17 protein-coding genes are annotated in these 19962 nt (G+C 42.5%); 7 read left to right on the top strand and 10 right to left on the bottom strand.

From position 1 onward, the window contains the following. Positions 1–4 precede the first annotated feature (4 nt). Positions 5–1009 (bottom strand): AAA family ATPase, encoded by a 1005-nt coding sequence (locus OCU38_RS14815; RefSeq protein ID WP_261824291.1) that lies wholly within the window; start codon positions 1007–1009, stop codon positions 5–7. 406 nt (positions 1010–1415) lie between these two features. Between OCU38_RS14815 and OCU38_RS14810 the strand changes: the two genes are divergently transcribed. After that, positions 1416–2984, top strand: coding sequence for an arylsulfatase (locus OCU38_RS14810; protein WP_152820047.1), 1569 nt, complete (start codon positions 1416–1418; stop codon positions 2982–2984). 337 nt (positions 2985–3321) lie between these two features. Here the strand turns inward: OCU38_RS14810 and OCU38_RS14805 are convergent, their stop codons facing one another. The 8 genes from OCU38_RS14805 to nrfB form a co-directional block, all read right to left on the bottom strand. Next, positions 3322–3792: a histidine phosphatase family protein gene (locus OCU38_RS14805; RefSeq protein WP_261824953.1), complete on the bottom strand. Its 471-nt coding sequence runs from the start codon at positions 3790–3792 to the stop codon at positions 3322–3324. A 32-nt stretch (positions 3793–3824) separates the two neighbouring features. Continuing rightward, complete coding sequence (locus tag OCU38_RS14800; protein WP_261824952.1) at positions 3825–4772, bottom strand: nucleotidyltransferase domain-containing protein; 948 nt, start codon at positions 4770–4772, stop codon at positions 3825–3827. A gap of 2 nt (positions 4773–4774) precedes the next feature. Then, positions 4775–5848, bottom strand: coding sequence for an HD domain-containing protein (locus tag OCU38_RS14795; RefSeq protein ID WP_261824951.1), 1074 nt, complete (start codon positions 5846–5848; stop codon positions 4775–4777). A 374-nt stretch (positions 5849–6222) separates the two neighbouring features. Continuing rightward, the gene (locus tag OCU38_RS14790) at positions 6223–6645 is read right to left on the bottom strand and encodes a cytochrome c-type biogenesis protein (RefSeq protein ID WP_390625270.1); all 423 of its coding nucleotides are present in this window, start codon (positions 6643–6645) and stop codon (positions 6223–6225) included. Continuing rightward, the gene (locus OCU38_RS14785) at positions 6642–8675 is read right to left on the bottom strand and encodes a heme lyase CcmF/NrfE family subunit (protein ID WP_261824950.1); all 2034 of its coding nucleotides are present in this window, start codon (positions 8673–8675) and stop codon (positions 6642–6644) included. The genes OCU38_RS14790 and OCU38_RS14785 overlap by 4 nt, the downstream gene beginning before the upstream one ends. Before the next feature lie 91 nt (positions 8676–8766). Further along, the gene (gene nrfD, locus OCU38_RS14780; RefSeq protein WP_261824949.1) at positions 8767–9714 is read right to left on the bottom strand and encodes a cytochrome c nitrite reductase subunit NrfD; all 948 of its coding nucleotides are present in this window, start codon (positions 9712–9714) and stop codon (positions 8767–8769) included. Position 9715: 1 nt separating this feature from the next. Further along, a complete protein-coding gene (gene nrfC, locus OCU38_RS14775) occupies positions 9716–10402 on the bottom strand; it encodes a cytochrome c nitrite reductase Fe-S protein (RefSeq protein ID WP_261824948.1) in 687 nt (228 codons plus the stop codon). A gap of 8 nt (positions 10403–10410) precedes the next feature. After that, positions 10411–10995: a cytochrome c nitrite reductase pentaheme subunit gene (gene nrfB, locus OCU38_RS14770; RefSeq protein ID WP_261824947.1), complete on the bottom strand. Its 585-nt coding sequence runs from the start codon at positions 10993–10995 to the stop codon at positions 10411–10413. Between the two features lie 490 nt (positions 10996–11485). Between nrfB and nrfA the strand changes: the two genes are divergently transcribed. The 4 genes from nrfA (at position 11486) to OCU38_RS14750 (ending at position 16043) form a co-directional block, all read left to right on the top strand. Next, on the top strand, positions 11486–12910 hold the full coding sequence (nrfA, locus tag OCU38_RS14765) for an ammonia-forming nitrite reductase cytochrome c552 subunit (RefSeq protein WP_152820053.1): 1425 nt from the start codon (positions 11486–11488) through the stop codon (positions 12908–12910). Between the two features lie 114 nt (positions 12911–13024). Beyond that, a complete protein-coding gene (locus tag OCU38_RS14760; RefSeq protein WP_152820054.1) occupies positions 13025–13660 on the top strand; it encodes a TPR domain-containing protein in 636 nt (211 codons plus the stop codon). Positions 13661–13873: 213 nt separating this feature from the next. After that, positions 13874–15235 carry an APC family permease gene (locus OCU38_RS14755; protein WP_261824946.1) on the top strand — a complete coding sequence of 454 codons (1362 nt, stop codon included), beginning with the start codon at positions 13874–13876 and terminating at the stop codon, positions 15233–15235. A gap of 199 nt (positions 15236–15434) precedes the next feature. Beyond that, a complete protein-coding gene (locus OCU38_RS14750; RefSeq protein ID WP_023403011.1) occupies positions 15435–16043 on the top strand; it encodes an acetate uptake transporter in 609 nt (202 codons plus the stop codon). Positions 16044–16366: 323 nt separating this feature from the next. Here OCU38_RS14750 and OCU38_RS14745 read toward each other — a convergent pair whose 3' ends face one another. Further along, the gene (locus tag OCU38_RS14745) at positions 16367–17560 is read right to left on the bottom strand and encodes a DEAD/DEAH box helicase (protein WP_261824945.1); all 1194 of its coding nucleotides are present in this window, start codon (positions 17558–17560) and stop codon (positions 16367–16369) included. 483 nt (positions 17561–18043) lie between these two features. On the opposite strand from OCU38_RS14745, the gene OCU38_RS14740 reads away from it, so the two are divergent. Continuing rightward, positions 18044–18619: a hypothetical protein gene (locus tag OCU38_RS14740; protein ID WP_261824944.1), complete on the top strand. Its 576-nt coding sequence runs from the start codon at positions 18044–18046 to the stop codon at positions 18617–18619. A 337-nt stretch (positions 18620–18956) separates the two neighbouring features. Beyond that, the gene (ylqF, locus tag OCU38_RS14735; RefSeq protein ID WP_261824943.1) at positions 18957–19901 is read left to right on the top strand and encodes a ribosome biogenesis GTPase YlqF; all 945 of its coding nucleotides are present in this window, start codon (positions 18957–18959) and stop codon (positions 19899–19901) included. Positions 19902–19962 lie beyond the last annotated feature (61 nt).

The following is a 19962-nucleotide window of genomic DNA, read 5'->3' as shown; positions in this document are numbered from 1 at the left end:
CTCGCTAGCCAATCACGACATGATCAAGTAACTCATCAATGATCTCAGTGGCGCAAATTCCTTCTGCTAGTGCATCAAAACTTGGGGTGTATCTATGGCCTAACACGCTGTGGGCCACCGCACGGATATCATCAGGCTCAACAAAATTGCGCCCTTGTAGCCATGCGTAAGCTCTCGCGCATTTATCTAGGGCGATTGAAGCTCTTGGGCTTGCGCCTACTTGGATCCAGCGCGGTAAATGGCTGTTTGGGTATCGCTGTGGCTGACGAGTTGCCATGATAAGCGCCACAATATAGCGCTCTGCGATGCTTGAGACTTCAACCTTGGCGATTTCTTGGCGAGCCTTAAACACCCATTTAGGATCTATCGCCGGGAGTGGCTCTGCGCGTAAAGAGTCACCCTCATCATCTTGCGTCTCTTCACTACGCACAAGGCGCATGATATTTAGCTCGGCATCATCGTCTGGGTAATCCACTCGCACTTTTAAAAGAAAACGGTCCATTTGCGCTTCTGGCAATGGGTATGTCCCTTCTTGCTCAATCGGGTTTTGTGTGGCCAGCACCATAAATAACTCAGGTAATTGATGCGTTTCATCAGCAACAGTAATTGTTCCCTCCGCCATCGCTTCTAACAATGCCGCTTGCACCTTGGCCGGAGCGCGATTGATTTCATCGGCTAATACAATGCTGTTAAAAATTGGGCCTGCTTGAAAGTGCAACTGGGGCTTGGCATTGCCTGAGTCATTAACAACCTCTTGATACACTTCTGTGCCCGTTACATCTGAGGGTAAAAGATCTGGGGTAAATTGAATTCGGCCAAACGAGGTATTTAACGCATCGACCAAAGCTTTGACTGAGCGCGTTTTCGCAGTGCCGGGTAAGCCTTCTAACAAGACATGCCCGTTGGTTAATAAACCCAGCACCAACGACTCAACCACATGCCTCTGCCCAACCACAGACTGTTCTACTCGCGAAATTAGATTGGCAATAGCCTGTTGTGACTGATTCATAATCGACCCTCATACATTGAATCCATTCATTGTATGTAATTTCGCCATAACAAAAGGTTATACAGGAAAGTCGTTATAGCTTATTTCGAAGTCGAACGTTTTAAATAGCCAACGGTAATAACCGATGCGCCATCTCACATTTTTCACTTATCAAACTCATCTTAATATTCAAATAAAACCTTCAAATCAGATAGTTAGCATTAAATTAACTAAAGGTTATAAGGTCTATAAAGCGACAAAGCATTTGCCCAATATTTACTATGCCCCCACAACGCATCGGGTTTATCGCCCTCTTGTAAGTTATTTAACGCAATAAAATACAAAGAGCGCCTTAATACTTCCCTTAGCAATTCATGGGACTGATTCGTTGAATTCCTTTTCCTTAGAAAAAAGCGATGGAGTCTCAATGACTAATCAATTCAGTAAACTGGCTATGTCAGCAGGAATGTTAGCCGTTTCAGCAACCGCTGTAGCCGCCGACAAACCTAATATTCTTGCCATCTTTGGCGATGATATAGGTATATGGAACGTAGGTGCCTACAACCAAGGCATGATGGGCTACAAAACCCCAAACATTGACCGTATTGCCAATGAAGGCGCCTTATTTACCGACCACTATGGTCAGCAATCTTGTACGGCTGGACGTGCTTCGTTCATTACCGGTCAAGAACCGTTTCGTACCGGTTTGCTTACCATTGGCATGCCAGGTTCAACCCACGGCATTCCTGATTGGGCTCCAACCATTGCCGATCTACTAAAAGATCAAGGCTATATGACTGCACAATTTGGTAAAAACCACTTAGGCGACCAAGATCAGCACTTGCCAACCAAACACGGTTTTGATGAGTTCTTTGGCAACTTGTACCACTTAAATGCCGAAGAAGAGCCAGAGACTTACTACTATCCAAAAGACCCTGAGTTTCGTAAAAACTACGGCCCTCGCGGCGTAATTAAATCTTACGCTGACGGTCGAATTGAAGATACTGGCCCTATGACGCGTAAGCGCATGGAAACCGCCGATGAAGAGTTCTTAGATTCTTCCCTCGCCTTTATGGAAAAAGCAGTAAAAGCCGATAAACCATTCTTTATTTGGCACAACACCACTCGCATGCACGTATGGACACGTCTACAAGAGAAATACCAAGGTAAATCAGGCATCAGCATTTATGCCGATGGCATGTTAGAGCACGACGACCATGTGGGCATCTTACTCGACAAGCTAGATGAACTAGGAATAGCCGACAACACCATCGTCATCTACTCAACAGATAACGGCGCAGAAACCGTTTCTTGGCCTGACGGCGGCGCAACGCCATTTCACGGTGAAAAAGGCACTACTTGGGAAGGCGGCATGCGCGTACCACAACTGGTCCGTTGGCCTGGCGTGATTGAAGCCGGTACTCGCTACAACGATATGATGGCGCACCAAGATTGGCTACCCACCATCATGGCAGCAGCAGGCGTACCAGATGTAAAAGAGAAGCTAGCAAAAGGCTACACAGCGAACGGCAAAGAATGGCGCGTGCACATCGACGGTCACAACTTCATGCCTTACTTTGAAGGAAAAGAAGAAAAAGGCCCTCGTGATTCACTTTTGTACTTTAGTGCCAACGGCGAGCTAAACGCCATTCGCTGGGAAGATTGGAAACTGCACTTCGCTACCCTAGAAGGCAACATCACCGATGCAGTGCGCTTTGAATCTAACTGGCCGAAAATCATCCACCTACGTGCAGACCCATTTGAAAAAGCACCACACGAATCAGGCATGTACCTACGTTGGATGGCGGATAACATGTGGTTATTTGTTCCTGTACAAGACGAGCTAGGCAAATTCTTTGCCACCCTAGATCAATACCCTCGTCAACAAGGACAAGTGCTAAACCCAGCCGCAATCAGTCAAACGTCGCTCGGCGTAAAAGCCAAACTTGACCAAATTGACAGCATGCAACAGCAAATTAATCAGATGAAAAAGTAGTTCTTATCTCTTCCTCTAAAGAGAGCCTTTGCTCAGCCGTCGGGCTGAGCTTTTTTGTGTTTTTGGTTTGGGGTTTGGTTTGTTCTGGAAAATTATCCGAATTACAGATTTTTAAAGAGTTAGCAAAGGTTGCTTGATATTTTAGAGAGTGTCGCACTTCAGAGTTGAATTCGGGAGTAGGTATTGAATTTCAATAACAACTCATGTTTAGAGCAAATTTAGTGAAATACAATGGAGTATTTTTGTTAATAGTAGCGTGACTTAAACACCATGTACAAACTGGTGAACGTTTTTTAAATGTTAAAGGCTCCCAGAGGAGCCTTATTTTCGAACTTTGTTAAGTTCTTTTAAAATCGAAGCAGCTTGACTCGCAACATGACAACTTACGTTTATCAGTATTAGTAAGCTCTGAAAGCTTCCTAAAAAACGCTGAATGCCCTACCACTAAAACGTTAATATCTAATGCACCATATTTATCCAAAAAGGAAACAACTCTTTCAATGAATGTGATATCACATTCTACAGAAGGATGTTCTTCCATTGCGTTTCTATTTTCTGGAGTTTTTAGCTGTCCTTCGAAAACTCCGAAATCTCTCTCTAGTAATAATGGCTCACTCACAACTTCATCAAATATAAAACGTTCAATATATAACTGAGAAGTCTGTTTAGCCCTCAGTAGAGGGCTATGAATCAATATGTTAGGCTTATGACTTTCAATAAGTTTAAGAGAATCATTAAACATTTGCATGTCAAATTCAACAACCGGAATGTCTCTCCTGCCGGCAAATTTGTTTTGCTGACTATACAAGGTGATACCATGTCGAATATAGATATTTCTTATCAAAATAGCATCGCGCCATGGATAGGGTGACTACTAGGGAATTCGTTAAGAAAGCATTTTTCCATTTCCCAGTTAAAGTGTTGAGAAAGATTTTTAAGTTTACGATACTCACTGCATGCGTCTTTATTTTCTCGGGTAATGTCTTCCAACGCGTTTCTTATCTCTGGTTTCGATATTTCAGTAAGGAAGTTGGCATAATGTGCCACCATTTTTTCTGAGATATTCTGACCAACTATTTCTTTAATTCTATCAATCGGTGTATATTCTAGCAGAGTGAGGGTTTGAGAAACTTTCTCATCACGAGTTAAATTACTTGTATAAGCTACAGTAAGTAAGCCAGAAAAATAGAGAAGCTTTCTTGAAAATCTCAATTTTATCTTGCGAACCCCCCAACTTTTCATACCTTCATGCACTTTGTATTCGTAATCAGTACAAATAGTACGGTAATAACGAATTACATCATTAAGCATAAATCTATTTAAGCTAGAATCTGGTACACCTTCTTTTATGTATAGCTTTAGTATTTCCTCTTTAAGAGATGTATACAAGGATATATTATACAATGGTTTGCTTTCCAATAAGTAGAGCATACGTCTTGTAAATTCTTGGTTAGTTTCTTTGTCACCACCAAAATTACTTAGCAACTCAGCTTTAGTTACTACACCACCAAATGTACCAGTATTACCAACATTTTTAGTTACGTGTTCGTTTACAACTTGAGTAACGTCTTTTTGTAACTTCTGCTCTAGTGCTGAATCTAAACTATCTTCAGAGATAATAAACCAGTCCATATCTGATTCTTCAGAAGCTTCGTTTCTACCAAAAGAACCAGTAACAATCACACTGACATTATTCTGACTAAGAGATTCAATACCTTCTAATTTTCCCTTAATACAGTTAACAATTTTTTCTGAATAAGTTTTTCTATCTAATATTTCTTTTGACATATCTAACCAAGTAACTCTATTTGTTCGAAATTAATCGTTGTTGCGTATGGGATTTTTTTTATTTTTTTAATTTTGTTCACTTCATAACGTTCCGCTATGAATGAACCAACATCTGAGAAATTATCAATATTAACATTTGTGTTAGGTTTGTATTCACGCTCTATAACTTTAACTGTAAGAGTTTGAGCATTACATACAGATCTTCCTGATAAATCCGTGATACTATTTAGGTGCTTAGTAAAATTTTTAAATAATGGTTTGCATCCCATTAAAAAAGCAGATTCTGTTTTGAAAAAATAGCTCTCATCAATTTTTTTTAAGTTATCGTTGAAGTATTCTCTAGAAACATGATCAGCTATAGCACCAATACCACTGGATATTACATTTTTGTACACAAAGTCTTTAGCTTTCCAAAAGTTATCAATCTTCTTCACGCAATCAATCGAGTTCTCTGTATTGCTTAAGAATACGTGATTTACAAGGTCATATTTATCATAAAAATCATGTATTTTAACGAATGATAAACTTTTATGAATACCGTCGATTGTATCAACATTAATTTTAGAATTAAATATATCTGAAAACTCTTCGTTAGACCGCTGTTCAATTAAATCTATAACGAGGTTAAGATCTATTTTAGCTTTTAAAGTTTCCGTTAACGAAGATGCCCCTTTACCTTTTGATATGATTTGTGTTGTTGCACAATGGTGATCAATACCAAACTCATCGAAAAAAGAGGGTTCCATACTATGAGACAACGGAGCATGCCCTACATCATGTAAAAGAGCTGCTGCTACTAAGTGATTAGTTACTTCCGTTGAATAGTTTCGTACTTCACTAATATAAAGAGCTAGTTTTGCCACATCTAAAGAGTGAATATACCTAGTGCTTTTGTTTTTTCTGTCCGTATAATCGATAGCTCCTAAAAAGGAGACACTTTTCAAACGTTGAAACTCTTTTGTATAAATTATGCTTTTGAAAAAAGAGTCGTTGAATAGTTTATCGTCCATAGCACGGTCTAAGCTGCTATCTTTAAACAACTGTCGATCATGTGTTTGACGTTTACACTGTGGCATAACTACTTCATTATCTCCAAAAACTGAGCTAGTGATTCTACATTCACCATGGTTCACAGTCTAGCATTCACGCAAAAGTACGCTAGAGCAATACCCAATTCCTTAGATTTTAGTCAAGTTTCTATTAGAAAGCTTACAAAAAACTAGACAAATTGAAAATTGTAAACGTTTAGCTAGATGTCAACTACGCCTTGGTTTTGACGGGCTGTCTCTTTACAATGAAATAAGACAGTTAGCACCTACTAACATCAACAGCGCAAAAAAACATGTAAGCTTGCCACTGTATTCACTATGCCACTACAATTAAGAGCGACTCGTAAAGCGTGCTGAACTCACTTTTCTCAGACATATTTAGCATAAACATAACCCTATCATTACTCTTTACCCAAACGCTGAATATGCCTCACCATAAACCCAAACATCCCGACCGCAAGTAGCAGCGGGATCCCCCACAACAAAGCGTTTTTTAAGCTCATGCTGGGTTGATACAAAACATGCTCTCCGTATCGCGCCACCATGTACTGTTTGACTTCGGCATCGCTGCTGCCGGCTTTAATCAACTCAAACACTCGTAAACGAATGTCTTTGGCGACCACTGAGTTTGACTCAATTAAATTTTGATTTTGGCACATTGGGCAGCGCAGTGTTTTGGCTAGATGAATCGCCTGCTTTTGCTGAGCGACAGAATCAAACTCAAATAAATCGACGGGATGTGAAATGGATTGATACCCCGATGCTATGCTGACGTTGAGCATGGCCGTTATTAACAAAATCCCAAAACCTAACCGCCATTTCATGCTTGATACTCCTTGGCTACTTTGGGTTGAGTGAACCATTGCTTCACTAATACGCCTCGTCCAAGTAGCCCTACTCCTGCGATAATGGTCAATACTGCGCCTAATAATATCCAGCGGATGAAGGCTTTAAACTGCATTCTGACGGCGTAATGCTGAGTATCGAGTTTTTCGCCAAGAGTAAGATACACGTCGCCATCTAAAAATGGGGTTAATGATGGCTCGGTCATATTCATTACTCGCACTGAGTAATAGCGTTTTTCAGGCAATGCGATATGCGTTTGACCATTAGGAGCGGTAATTTCAACCACACCTTGCTCGGCGGTATAGTTGCTGGCGATATACAGCTTGGTGTTTTGATAGTGGATTTGATAGTCACCAAATTGAACGTGGCTGTTTGGGCCCAGTTTTGCGGTGAGCTCATAAGAATAAAAGCTGTTCATGCTAGCGCCAAATGCCAATATAGCGACTCCAATATGCGCCATAGACACCAGGTACACTTTGTATTTATACACCTGTTTTCTTACGCGAAAACAACGCGCAATATGGGTAAAGCTCATCCACATTGCCACCCATGTGGTTAATAAAGCCCAAGCAGACCAAGAGGCAGAGACATGGCTGTTTCTATGGATATACATCTGCAAAAAGAGCACGCTTAATACGCCGCAAAGGATGAGCGAGCCCAACATAAACTTAACGGGGAATGCACCCGATTGTGCTTGCCATTTAACTAGCGGGCTAAAGCCCATTACTATCAGCGCCAGTATGGTTAATGGACCAAACAGTAGATTGAAATAAGGCGCGCCGACTGAGATGTTACCTAAGCCAAACAACTGATAAAGCATGGGATAAAAAGTGCCTAGTAGCACAATTGCTGTGGCTAACACCAATAGATTAATCGACACTAATATCAAAAAGTTTTTACTGGCAAAACGCGTGATGGCATTGGATTTTACGTAATGTACTCGTGCCACCAGCAAGCCATAAGCACTGATAAATACCAGACTTAAAATAGCCAATAGCGCCAGACCTTTACTTGGGTCAACTGCAAAAGCATGCACTGAGGTTAGCACCCCTGAGCGTACAATAAAGGTGCCTAAAATACTCAAACAGAAAGTGACAATAGCCAATACAAAGGTAAACACTTTTAACTGACCTTGCTTGCGACTTACCATCACCGAGTGCAGTAATGCGGTCGCGGTTAACCACGGCAACAATGAAGCGTTTTCGACTGGATCCCAAAACCACCATCCGCCCCAACCGAGCTCATAATACGCCCACGCCGCACCGACTAAGATCCCGGCACTTAAAAAGATCCATGCTAATAACGCATGTCGTGTCAGCCTTTCAAACACATCGCCTAGGTTATCTAGTGCCAATAAATAGCCGCAGGTAAGCGCTAATACCGAAGCAAATCCGACATAGCCAATGTACAGCAGTGGCGGATGAATAATCAGCCCGATGTCTTGCAACATGGGATTAAGATCTCGCCCTTGCAGTGGCAAAACCTCATTTAAAACAAAAGGGTTGGAAGCAATTAAAGTAAACCAACTAAATATGGCCACCAGCAATAGCATCAGCCAGCTGGCATGATAATCGCTCTCTTTAGTGTGTCGCCTAGAGACCAATACCGCCCACCCTGCTAACACCAGTATCCAAAATAACATTGAGCCTTGATGCCCGCCCCAAGTGGCGGCAATTTTAAATGGCAAAGCTAAAGCACTGTTTGAATTGTTGGAGACATAGCTCAGTGAAAAATCATCACTGGCAAAGGCGTAAGCAAGCAAAGAGATAGAAATGGTCGATGCCAAAAAGGAAATCAAGGCAAACGAGCGCACTAAAGAAGGAGCCCACATTAAGCGATGCTGTGGTGAAGAGTTGCCTGACAAGTAATTCGCTTGACCCGTTTTATCGGTTTGAAAGACTCGCCACTGCGCAACAGTATAGAGGCCCACACCAACACCTGCGCTACTGACTATGGCAGTCAGGATCAAACAAAATAAGCCAAGGTTTGCTAGCATGGTCTCACTCATAGAAATAGGCCCAAGCCATTGAAAAAATTCAATTTATACCTATCAGTTATTAGCCGATATTGGGTATTGCTTGGGCATTGATGGTATCGGTTTATATTACCGTCATTTGCCCTGCGTACAGCACAAATGTTCTCAGCATTAAGACACCGATCAAACTCAGGGTTGTCACCACTAAAATGAAGCCACGATTATGCTTGGTCGTTGCCGAACTAAAGTAGTTCATTGCCAGCGGTAAGAGCATTCCTATGCCCACAACCCCAAACCAGAACCAGTTCGACCAAAAGCCGCCACCAATGGCGTTCCATGCGGCCGCCTCATGTTGTCCACCTGCAAAAATAAGCCCAGTAAAAAAGGTCACCAGAACAAATAATTCAAACAACACTACAGGTCGCTCAAAGCTGTGAATCCAAGCCACACTTGGGCTGTAGACACTTTCTTTAAACAGCAAGATGCCAAATAAAAGACAGGCCGCAACACCAGAGGACAAACTAGAGAACAAGAACAAAATCGGCAATACAGGGTTATTTAGCATCGGATAGGTTTTAAGCGCCGATAATAAGAACCCGGTATAAGCGGCTAAGGCAATCGCCAAAAAGCCTAATAACAGCTCTAAGCCATTTTCAAAGCGCTTACACTTGAGTAAAACGCCATCAATAAACTGAAAGCGTCCACCTAAGAAGTTCATGATTTGGCTTCTGAAAATAATGCCAATCCAAACAAACACTACCGCCATATACACTTGGAATAACAACACGCCCATCGACATGACTGACGTTGGGTTGTAGTAAATCATGATTTTCCAAAAATCTAACGGCTTGGTTAGGTGGAATATCAGTATCAATAGTCCAAGGATAATGCCAATCGGCGCAATCCAAGCGATCGCTTTGATGATGCCATTTTGCGCCGCATCGCCTTCTATCACTTTACGTTTTAAATATAATCCGACGATGACAGCGCCCGCCGACATACCCGCTAAAAAGAGATAGATCGCAATGATCCAATCCCACACTAAAGAGTCGAAATGAAATGCACTACTCATGTTACACCTCCCCCTTATCAAACGGCACTTTGTAAAGCTGAGGTTTTGTGCCCAACGTTACTTTGTCACGATATATAGGCTTGCTTTTTATCGCCTGAGAAATCGTGCTGTTTGCATCATTTAAATCACCAAAAACAAGGGCGCTGGTTGGACAGCTTTCAACACAAGCCGGTTGTTTGCCTTGCGCAAGATTAGTGTCTCGACAAAAATTACATTTGTCGGCCGCTTTGTTTTCCGGATGGAAGAAACGCACTTGATAAGGACATGCAGCTAAACAATAGCCGCAGCCTACGCATTTATCTTTGTGTACATCCACAATGCCGGTTTTAGAGTCTTTATAAGCCGCGCCCGTAGGACACACATACACGCAAGGGGCGTTTTCACAATGCTGACAGGAGTTTCGGGTAAAGCGATACTCGACATCAGGAAATTCACCCATCGGTTCAGAACGATGGATATCTAAGCGACTGACACCTTCTGGTACTTTATTCACTTCTCGGCAGGCGTCACTACAAGCGGTGCAACCGATACAGGCATTTTCATCGTGCAGCATGCCGTACTTAATGGCCGCTTCTTCTTCACCGCTGGCAAATGAACGACGGCTTGATAATGCCGCGGTACCCGCTACGCCAGTAGTAAAGATGACGACACCAGCGCCGGTTATGAAGTTTCTTCTAGAACAACTCATATCATCTCCTACTCTTTGGCTTTGTGGTTGAAGTCTGAATGACAGTCCACACACATACCAACGATTGCCTTGTGGTCATGTGACAGCACCTTGGCATCGGTTCCATGAACCGTGTGGCAGTTTGAACAGGTGAGATTCTTAGCGTGTACGTCGTGCGTCCAGTCGGCTTTACGCAAACGTTCTGGCGTATGACAATCAGTACAAGCTGCGTTAGCTTCTAGAATCAGTTCTGGTGGTAGCTGATGCTTATCTGTCCCAGCGCGAGACTGTGCATCAGAATATCTGACGACGGTAGAGGCACCGTCTCTGTGATCCGGTCCTATGTTGCTATGACAATCGGTACAATTTACTTCTTTACCGACTTTATCAATAACGTTTTGCCCATGAGATTCAGCTAAAGTGTGTTTAGAATCCTTGTGACATTGAGTACATTTGTAGTCTTTGTCGCGAGTGAACTCTACTTTAAAGCGTTCGGATGTCGCTGAATGGTTCTGGACACCATCATTGGCCAAAGCATTAATAGAATAACCAAATAGGCACAATGCGATTAGAGCTTTAAGCATAGTGGCTATGGTCAATTTAATATTGCCCATTGTATCCTTTCCTTAAATCGAAATATTTTTCTTATAAATATAATTCGACCATCAATTAACAACTCTCAGCCCAATTCATTTCAGGCTAAGTGCAATCAATTCTTATTTAGGATAAGCCACAACGCTTTATTTAATAATAGCCTTCAATCGCACCCTTCCCTAGTCCAATTGTTCATATTAGTGACCCACCCCTTATTTATTGTTTTTTATATATTTGTGAGAAAACCCAGATAATTCATTAATTTACAAATAGCAATTAATCTCATCTAGAAGCATGAATTCAGAATATTATATAAGTGTGAGTGCGATCTATAGCCATTTTTGATTAGGATCAACTTAGTTATGCTTGGCTAATATGAAATCAATCTTTTCATTTATACTGCGACTGTTGGCCGAATTAATGCATATTTTTTAATAAGGTCACCACCTCCAATTCTTTTTAGGAACCTGCCCCACAACGCAATTCATAAAATGAAAGTTTGGAGACAATATGGCGAACAAAAAATGGAAACTCGGTGTGTTAGCGCCCATAGCTTTGTTGGGGTTAATCACCCTCAATGCTTACGCGTCAACAGAACAAGAGCAGCGCTTTGATCCGCGTAATGCGGCATTTGAACAGGCTCATCCTGATCAATATCAAAGCTGGAAAGCCACCAGTGAAAGTGAAGAAATTGACGATGCTCTAGCAGGAGACCCAAACATGGTGATCTTGTGGGCAGGCTATGGCTTTGCTAAAGATTACAATAAAGCGCGTGGTCACTTTTATGCGGTGGAAGATCTCAGAGAAACCTTGCGTACTGGCGGCCCAACGGACGGAGAGTCTGGCCCTATGCCGATGGCATGTTGGAGCTGTAAAAGCCCTGACGTAGCGCGTTTAATTGATGAAGAAGGTGAAGACGGTTATTTTGCCGGCAAATGGGCTCGTTTAGGCGCAGAAGTGGTTAACCCTATTGGCTGTTCTGACTGTCACAATACCAAAAGTGATAAGTTCAAAAATGGTGAGCCTGAACTGGCCTTAACGCGTCCTTATACAGAACGTGCGTTTAAAGCCATCGGCAAACCTTTTGAAGAGCAATCACGCTTAGATCAGCAAGCCGGTGTGTGCGCGCAATGTCACGTTGAATACTACTTTGATAAAAACGCCAACAATGCAGTTAAGTTCCCATGGGATATGGGCACCACCGTGGGTGAGATGGAAGTGTATTTCGACGCTATCGATTTTGCTGACTGGACGCACGGCGTCTCTAAAGCGCCAATGCTGAAAGCACAGCATCCAGGTTATGAAACGTGGCGAGACGGTATTCACGGTAAAAACAATGTCGTGTGTGTTGACTGTCATATGCCTAAAGTAGAAAACGAAGACGGCACTGTGTATACCGACCATAAGATTGGTAACCCATTTGATCGCTTTGAAGATACGTGTGCAAACTGTCATACCCAGAGCAAAGATCAGCTACAAAACATTGTGTCTACTCGCAAAGCTCAAGTATTAAGCATGAAGCTAACCGCTGAGAAACAAATTGTAGCGGCGCACTTTGAAGCGAAAGCGGCATGGGATGCAGGCGCAACTGAAGAAGAGATGAAGCCTATCTTAATGGATATTCGTCATGCTCAATGGCGTTGGGATTACGCTATCGCATCACACGGCGTTCATATGCATGCTCCTGAAGTGGCGCTAGAAGTGCTTGGTACTGCGGTGGATAAAGCGGCTGATGCTCGAACTAAAGTGATTCGTTTACTAGCGAAGAAAGGCATTACTGACCCAATTCAAATTCCAGACATTTCTACCAAAGAAAAAGCGCAAGCGGTACTTGGTATGGATATGGAAGGAATGAAAGCGGAAAAAGAGCATTTCTTAAAAACGCTTGTGCCACAATGGGACGAAGAAGCGAAAAAACGCGAAGCAACTTACTAAGTTGTTGTATTGATAGACTAGGCTCCGACTCCTCGGAGCCTTTTCATACCTAGCACCGTCATTTGATGCCCTGAAATTAAGAGTTCAGACATCGCTATTAATAGGAGGGATCCAATGCTAATCACATATCTGGCGTTTATCGGTTTGGCATTGCTCACCATCGCTATCCTTTATACTGTATTGCGCACCGCGCGCCCTCAGCAAGCCAATTTGAAGCTGTCTGTTATGAGCAGTGTTTTGTTGTTTGCTTGTACTTTCGCTGTGTGGGCATTGATGAACGATCCTGCGCCAAGCGTGCCAGTCGCCAAACAAATGCCGACTCTTGAGGAATTATTAGCAGAGAAACAACAGCAACTCACTTCATCGCCGAATGATCAACAGGCGTGGTTTGAGCTTGGACAGATGTATATGGCGCAATATGAATTTGATTCCGCTAGCACCTGTTTTGACTATGCCATCAGACTGTCTACAACGCCTTATGCCAGTCAATTTGCAGCCCTTGCTAGCGCACTTTACTATCAGCACTCGCAAACCATCACCCCAAATGTACAGCGTCTGCTCGACATGACCTTAGAAATGGAACCTTTTAACGAAACCGCGTTACAGCTTATTGCATCTGATCACTTCCTTAGCGCTCGCTATTCACAAGCCATTGCTCATTGGACGATGATTTTAGATTCCAATCACTTAGGCGTAGACAGAGCCAAGGTTATCCGCCAAATTCAACAAGCCCAATCCTTTATTCGCTAGTTTTTTGCCAACTTACTCGCACGCACCATAAATGCAATCTAAGATTTAAACCAATAAAGAGATACCTTAGCTTCTATATGCTAACGCCGAAGGTATTGTGGTACGCATTTTTATTTAAATAATTTAGACTGCACGCCTTATAACAATTTTAATTATATTCTCGTCCGAAATGCGTTCGAGTATTTTGCTAGGTATTGATAGAGGTAATTTAAAGTGCACGAAAAGTTACAGCCTAAATACGGTTTAGGCACAGCAGTGTCACTGGTTGTCGGTATAGTAGTAGGTATTGGCATCTTCTTTAAAACAGGCCCTGTTTTAAGTGCGACAGGTGGCAATGGTACTTACGCTGTTATCGCTTGGATTTTGGCGGCATTACTGACCACAATAGCGGCAGTTGTCATCTCCGAAATCGCGTCTATGGGTTCTAAAACCGGTGGATTGATGTCATTTAGTGAAACGGCATGGGGCGAACGCTTCGGCTTTTTCGTTGGATGGGTGCAAACTGTACTTTATATCCCACTGATTCTGTCAGTTATTCTTTACTACTCAACTATCTTTACTTGTGCATTCTTGCAAGTTGAACCGACTACACCACTGTTAGCCGGTCTAGCAGCACTTTATTTTGTCGTTTTTGCGGGTGCGAACCTTTTAGCTGAATCGCTAGGTGGCTTGCTACAACGTATTTCGACCATCATCAAATTGATTCCGCTACTGTCGATTGCTATTTTCGGTCTATTTTATCAAGGTGACGCTGTTACCGCTTCTGCTGACGCGGTTGCTTCTGTTACTGAAGTGGGCTTTGCTGCCGCAATTGCTGCTGCTTTGATTCCTGTACTGTTTGCTTTAGATGGTTGGATATACGTTACGACTATCGCTCACGAAATCAAAAACCCACAACGCAACTTACCGCTGGCTATGGTAGGTGGTTTGGCGATTATCGGTATTGTATACGTTACCTTTACTTTAGGTCTGCTTTCTGTTGGTCAAGGCCCTTCTTATGCAAATGGTGATATGGGCGTGTCGCAAGTGGCTAACCTGCTGTTTGGTGAAAGCCTAGGTCGAACCCTATCGCTATTTATTGTAATTTCTGCGTTAGGTGGCTTTAACGGCTTAATGCTTCTGGGTATGCGTATGCCATATTCTTTGGCTATGCGTCGTAACTTCAAAGGCTCTCAAGCTCTGCTTTCTGTATCACCAAAAACTAACCTGCCGGTACGCTCTGGTGTAACCATGCTGGTGTTACTTGCGGTATATATGACGGTTGGGTTTGTATTTGTTGGCACTGGTGTCAATAAAGACATTTTTGACTTGTATGGTGACTTACCAATCGCCATCGTATGGATCATCTACGCATTGCTATTTATTGGTGTTTGGAGACTGCGTTTCACCCAACCAAAAGCACAGCGACTTGTTCGTGTTCCAGCACTGCCTTTATTTGTACTGCTTGCTATTTGTGGTACAGGTTATGCGTTGTACGGATTTATTCCTAGTCATGCAACGTCGTTCTTGTTGTCATGTGTCATTGCTTGTATTGGTTTCGTGCTTTATGAGAAATCAACTCCACGCGATAACTAGTCTTTAACGACATAGAATAATCTTAGAGGGAATTCGTTTTGGCGGATTCCCTTTTTGTTTACTTATCACCCATCTTATATGCCCACCTTATCCACCCACTCATGCAATCTAAGTTTTCATATACAGTGTTTGCTAATTGGATTCAACACTTTAAAATTCACGGCTAATTTTTACGCACTATTTTGAATAAGGTAATCATATGTCAAACAAATTGGCCAATCCTGCTCCACTTGGACTCATGGGCTTCGGGATGACCACCGTCTTGCTTAATATCCACAATGCAGGTTTCTTTCCTATGGATTCAATGATCCTAGCGATGGGTATCTTCTATGGTGGCTTAGGCCAAGTAATTGTTGGCATTATGTGCTTTAAACGTGGCGATACTTTTGGAACAACTGCATTCACTTCTTACGGTCTTTTCTGGCTGACTCTGGTAGGCCTTGTTGTCATGCCGGGTATGGGTCAAGCGGCAAGCCCTGCAGGTTTCATGGCTTGGTACCTAATTCTTTGGGGCGTATTTACTGGCTTCATGTTCATTGGTTCACTACGTTACCCTGTTGCTAAGCAAGTTATCTTTGGCTCTCTAACGATCCTATTCTTCCTACTTGCAGCACACGAAATGACAGGCAACCACACGCTTGGCTTTATCGCGGGTATTGAAGGCATCTTCTGTGGCGCATCTGCAATCTACTTTGCAATGGCTCAACTGCTAAACGCTGAATACGGCCGTGTTATCTTGCCAGTAGGTCGCCCTACTCTTTCAGCAACTGTTGCTGCTGAAGCACCTGCTAAGCAAGTAGCTGCTTAATATAAAACGCGTGCGGGCAGCGCTTGCCTGCATCATTGACGTTTTATAGCAATAAGATAATAAAAAGCTCTATAGGGTTCCCCTTATAGAGCTTTTTTAGTGTTCTGATTTATCGTTTAACTAAGTGAAATCATAAACGGTTCTTCCCCAAGGATTGTTATTATACCAATCACACTAAGTAAGTGATCAGAACTAGCGCAGGAAAAATGCTCGAGAACAAGGCAGAATTTTTCGATAAGTAGTTATTCTACAATCAAAAATTCTAACGCCGTTATCGAGTATTTTAACAAGCTAGAATGACCAGTTATTTAGTACGATTGGTATTAATCCTTTGGCTCACGCTTATGTTTTGGCACATAGTTAAGAATGGATATTGGCACTTCTTTACGCGGCGCAAACCCTTCAATTTCACGTCTTTCGATTAAATGTCCAAGACGGCTTTCAATCATACATAGATTCTTAAAGTTGTCTTTTGAGACAAACGAGATCGCTTCACCATTTTTATCAGCACGGCCAGTACGACCAATGCGGTGTACATACTCATCGGCAGGGTATGGCAAATCGTAGTTGATCACTCTTGGCAGATCGTGAATATCGATACCACGCGCACCCACACCTGTAGCAATCATGTATTGAATGTTGCCTGCTTTAAAATCTTCTAACAGCTTTGCACGAATATGCTGGCTGCGTCCGCTGTGGAATGCTTCGGCATGAATACCACGTTTTTCCAACTGCGCCGCCAGTTTTGCCGCGCCGTGTTTGGTTTCGATAAAGATTAGCGCTTGTTCCCACTGATATTCGTTAATCATGTGCGCCAATAACGATGATTTTTTGTCTTTGTCGACCGTAACTAACCACTGCTCAATATTAGATTTAGAGGCACTGTGTTTACCGATAGAAATTTCGACCGCGCCATCAATTGCGCTTTTGGCTAAGTCGCGAACAGGGTTCGACAATGTCGCAGAAAAGAGCAAGTTTTGAATATCTTGCGGTAAACGAGCGATTATCTTGTTGATATCTTCGATAAAGCCCATATCCAACATGCGATCGGCTTCATCAAGTACCAGCACTTCAACTTCTTCAAAGTACACCGCTTTTTGACCATAAAGATCAATCAAACGCCCCGGAGTGGAAACCAATACATCCACACCATCAACTAATCCTTGCTTCTGCGGCTGGTAATCCACCCCACCGTACATCGCCATCGAAGTAAGCTTAGTTTCGCCAGCGTACTCTTTTATTTTTTCATCAACTTGAATAGCAAGCTCACGCGTTGGCACCACAATAAGCGCACGAATGCGTTTTTTACGTTGCGTTTCACCTTTACTCAGCATCTCCAAAATAGGCAATACAAAACTGGCTGTTTTACCCGTACCCGTTTGAGCCGCCGCAATAAGGTTTCGACCTTCCAACACAATCGGAATTGCTTTTTGTTGGATATCAGTAGGTTTATCGTAACCCACCTTTTTAATCGCATCGAGAATAGGAGTACTCAAACCAAGCTTGGAAAATGACATAGATGACCTAATAGAAACAATAAATTGAGAGCGATATTACCACACCCCACTTGCGGGGTCAGGTCTTGAAATTTGCACTTAATTTGAGTCAGTCAAAACTAGCGTAAAAATGGAGTGAACTATCACTTAATCAGAATACTTTTAGCGATCTTTTCTAAAAACAACTTATTTAGGTACAAAATCTAGAGGCATGCAAATTTCAAGACCTGACCCCGCTTTTGATATGAATCTCTGTTGTTATACGGGTACTTTGTGATGGTTTTTTGTGCTTATTTTTTAAAATGTTCGCGTGGTGTTTTCAGTTGGGTAATTTGATGCAAGGTATTGATAAAGCGGTAGAAATTAACCATACAACAATTATGGAAATTATTTTTGCATGTCAATGAAGCTGTCAAAATTGAACTTTTTAAAACTTTATTGTGATAATGGTCACAAGGTTATGAAAACCAACGTAATGAATTTACAATAAATCGTAGGAATGACATGAATAAAGTTAAAGCTTTGGTTGCAGCGGGTGTGCTGTTGACGTCGGTTACCGCTTATGCAAATCCAGGTACGCCTGTAAACACTAAACCACGTAGCTATGAGAATCACTCAGACTTCAAACTTGGTGTAGGTTTTGATCAAGGCTTTGGTATCAATGCTGAGCTATACGATACTATCGATGCGTTCATCGGTAACGACGGTGTTTCTGCTGATTACCAAGTTGTAAAAGACAAACGTTTTGCCCCTAACTTGCCTTTCACCTACTACGTAGCGGTAGGCGGTTTCTATGACTTTAACAAAACATGGCATGGTGGCCACGGCCATTTGGTCCACAGCCATACTTGTGATCATTTCGATAATGTAGGTCACTGTGATGGTTACCATGACTCTAACTATTGGACTGAAGATGGAAGCAACCACTTCAACGACTACGGTATTCGCGTACCACTAGGTCTTGATTGGCAGTTTGCTCCGCAGTGGGATGGCTTTGCATCATTGGCACCGCGCGTAAATATCCCTGATAGCTTCCACTTTGGTGTGGATGCGGCGCTGGGTGTACGTTACGCATTCTAATCGAGTCGATCTCAAGCATTAAGCTGAATCGAGTTCATGCTTTAGATTGGGATTAATAGCTAAGATTAAGAGTTATAGATAGAGGCAGTGATGATTTCATCGCTGCCTTTATGTTTATAAACGGCACGAAAAACCACAATCACCCTCCTTAACACCTTTCACAAACACCATATCGACCAACAGAATTAAGTCATTGGTATTATTTCCGCTAAACCGGCATAAATGCTATGATCATGCCATTAAAGTGACCACGGCTAGGGCTATTGTGTTTTGTACGCATCAGTACCTCACCTACTACCCTCCTGCCAAGCATCAAATCAAAAGGTATATTTTTCAAATGGTTAATAACACTATTCAGTGGTTCCCTGGGCACATGCATAAGGCGAGCAAAGAAATTGAGGAAGTAATTCCGCAAATCGATGTCATTATTGAAGTCTTAGATGCACGTATCCCGTATTCTTCAGAGAACCCTGTTATCTCTAAATTACGAGGTGATAAGCCATGTGTGAAAGTACTAAATAAAAGAGATTTATCCGATCCTGAATTAACTCAGCGTTGGATTGACCATTTTGAACTGCAAGATGGCGTTAAAGCGATGGCGGTTACCACGGAAAATCCGCAAGAAATCCATAAAATCATGGAAATCTGTCGCAAGCTAGCTCCGCATCGCGAAGCTATGGGTAAAAATATTCGCACTATGATTATGGGGATCCCTAACGTAGGTAAATCTACAATAATCAATACCTTAGCAGGCCGTACCATTGCTCAAACGGGTAACCAACCTGCGGTCACTCGTCGCCAGCAACGCATTAACTTGCAAAATGGCGTCATTCTTTCTGATACTCCTGGAATTTTATGGCCGAAAGTGGAAAACCCGCACAGTGGTTTCCGCTTAGCCGCAACCGGCGCAATTAAAGATACGGCGATGGAATATGACGAAGTGGCTTTTTATACGGTTGAGTATTTAGCACAGCAATATCCTGAGCGTCTTAAAGAGCGTTACCAACTTGACGAGTTGCCAGAAACCGAAATCGAACTTATGGAAGCCATCGGTCGCAAACGTGGTGCATTGCGCTCTGGTGGCCGAGTGGATCTGCATAAAGCATCAGAAATATTACTGCACGAACTGCGCCAAGGTATCTTGGGTCAAGTAACTCTAGAGTTGCCAGAAATGATCAGTGAAGAGTTGGTTGAAGTTGAAATCGAAACTGCTCGTAAAGAAGAAGCGAAAGCGAAGAAAAAAGAAGAGCGACGCAAGCGTTACTTACGCAACAAACGTTAATTTCGCCCAAAACATCACTGTCGCTCATAACCTTACTTTCGCCCAAAATAGGTAGATTGCG

Source organism: Vibrio neonatus (assembly GCF_024346975.1).
GTDB lineage: Bacteria > Pseudomonadota > Gammaproteobacteria > Enterobacterales > Vibrionaceae > Vibrio > Vibrio neonatus.
The sequence above is the reverse complement of the archived record's forward strand: the minus strand, read 5'-3'. Positions and strand labels throughout refer to the sequence as shown.

Excerpts from the sequence above, each read along its gene's own strand:
- nrfC (WP_261824948.1), bottom strand. The coding sequence starts at position 10,402 with ATGAGTTGTTCTAGAAGAAACTTCATAACCGGCGCTGGTGTCGTCATC.
- OCU38_RS14750 (WP_023403011.1), top strand. The coding sequence starts at position 15,435 with ATGTCAAACAAATTGGCCAATCCTGCTCCACTTGGACTCATGGGCTTC.
- OCU38_RS14745 (WP_261824945.1), bottom strand. The coding sequence starts at position 17,560 with ATGTCATTTTCCAAGCTTGGTTTGAGTACTCCTATTCTCGATGCGATT.
- nrfA (WP_152820053.1), top strand. The coding sequence starts at position 11,486 with ATGGCGAACAAAAAATGGAAACTCGGTGTGTTAGCGCCCATAGCTTTG.
- nrfD (WP_261824949.1), bottom strand. The coding sequence starts at position 9,714 with ATGAGTAGTGCATTTCATTTCGACTCTTTAGTGTGGGATTGGATCATT.
- OCU38_RS14810 (WP_152820047.1), top strand. The coding sequence starts at position 1,416 with ATGACTAATCAATTCAGTAAACTGGCTATGTCAGCAGGAATGTTAGCC.
- OCU38_RS14740 (WP_261824944.1), top strand. The coding sequence starts at position 18,044 with ATGAATAAAGTTAAAGCTTTGGTTGCAGCGGGTGTGCTGTTGACGTCG.
- OCU38_RS14785 (WP_261824950.1), bottom strand. The coding sequence starts at position 8,675 with ATGAGTGAGACCATGCTAGCAAACCTTGGCTTATTTTGTTTGATCCTG.
- OCU38_RS14790 (WP_390625270.1), bottom strand. The coding sequence starts at position 6,645 with ATGAAATGGCGGTTAGGTTTTGGGATTTTGTTAATAACGGCCATGCTC.
- ylqF (WP_261824943.1), top strand. The coding sequence starts at position 18,957 with ATGGTTAATAACACTATTCAGTGGTTCCCTGGGCACATGCATAAGGCG.
- nrfB (WP_261824947.1), bottom strand. The coding sequence starts at position 10,995 with ATGGGCAATATTAAATTGACCATAGCCACTATGCTTAAAGCTCTAATC.
- OCU38_RS14760 (WP_152820054.1), top strand. The coding sequence starts at position 13,025 with ATGCTAATCACATATCTGGCGTTTATCGGTTTGGCATTGCTCACCATC.
- OCU38_RS14795 (WP_261824951.1), bottom strand. The coding sequence starts at position 5,848 with ATGCCACAGTGTAAACGTCAAACACATGATCGACAGTTGTTTAAAGAT.
- OCU38_RS14800 (WP_261824952.1), bottom strand. The coding sequence starts at position 4,772 with ATGTCAAAAGAAATATTAGATAGAAAAACTTATTCAGAAAAAATTGTT.
- OCU38_RS14815 (WP_261824291.1), bottom strand. The coding sequence starts at position 1,009 with ATGAATCAGTCACAACAGGCTATTGCCAATCTAATTTCGCGAGTAGAA.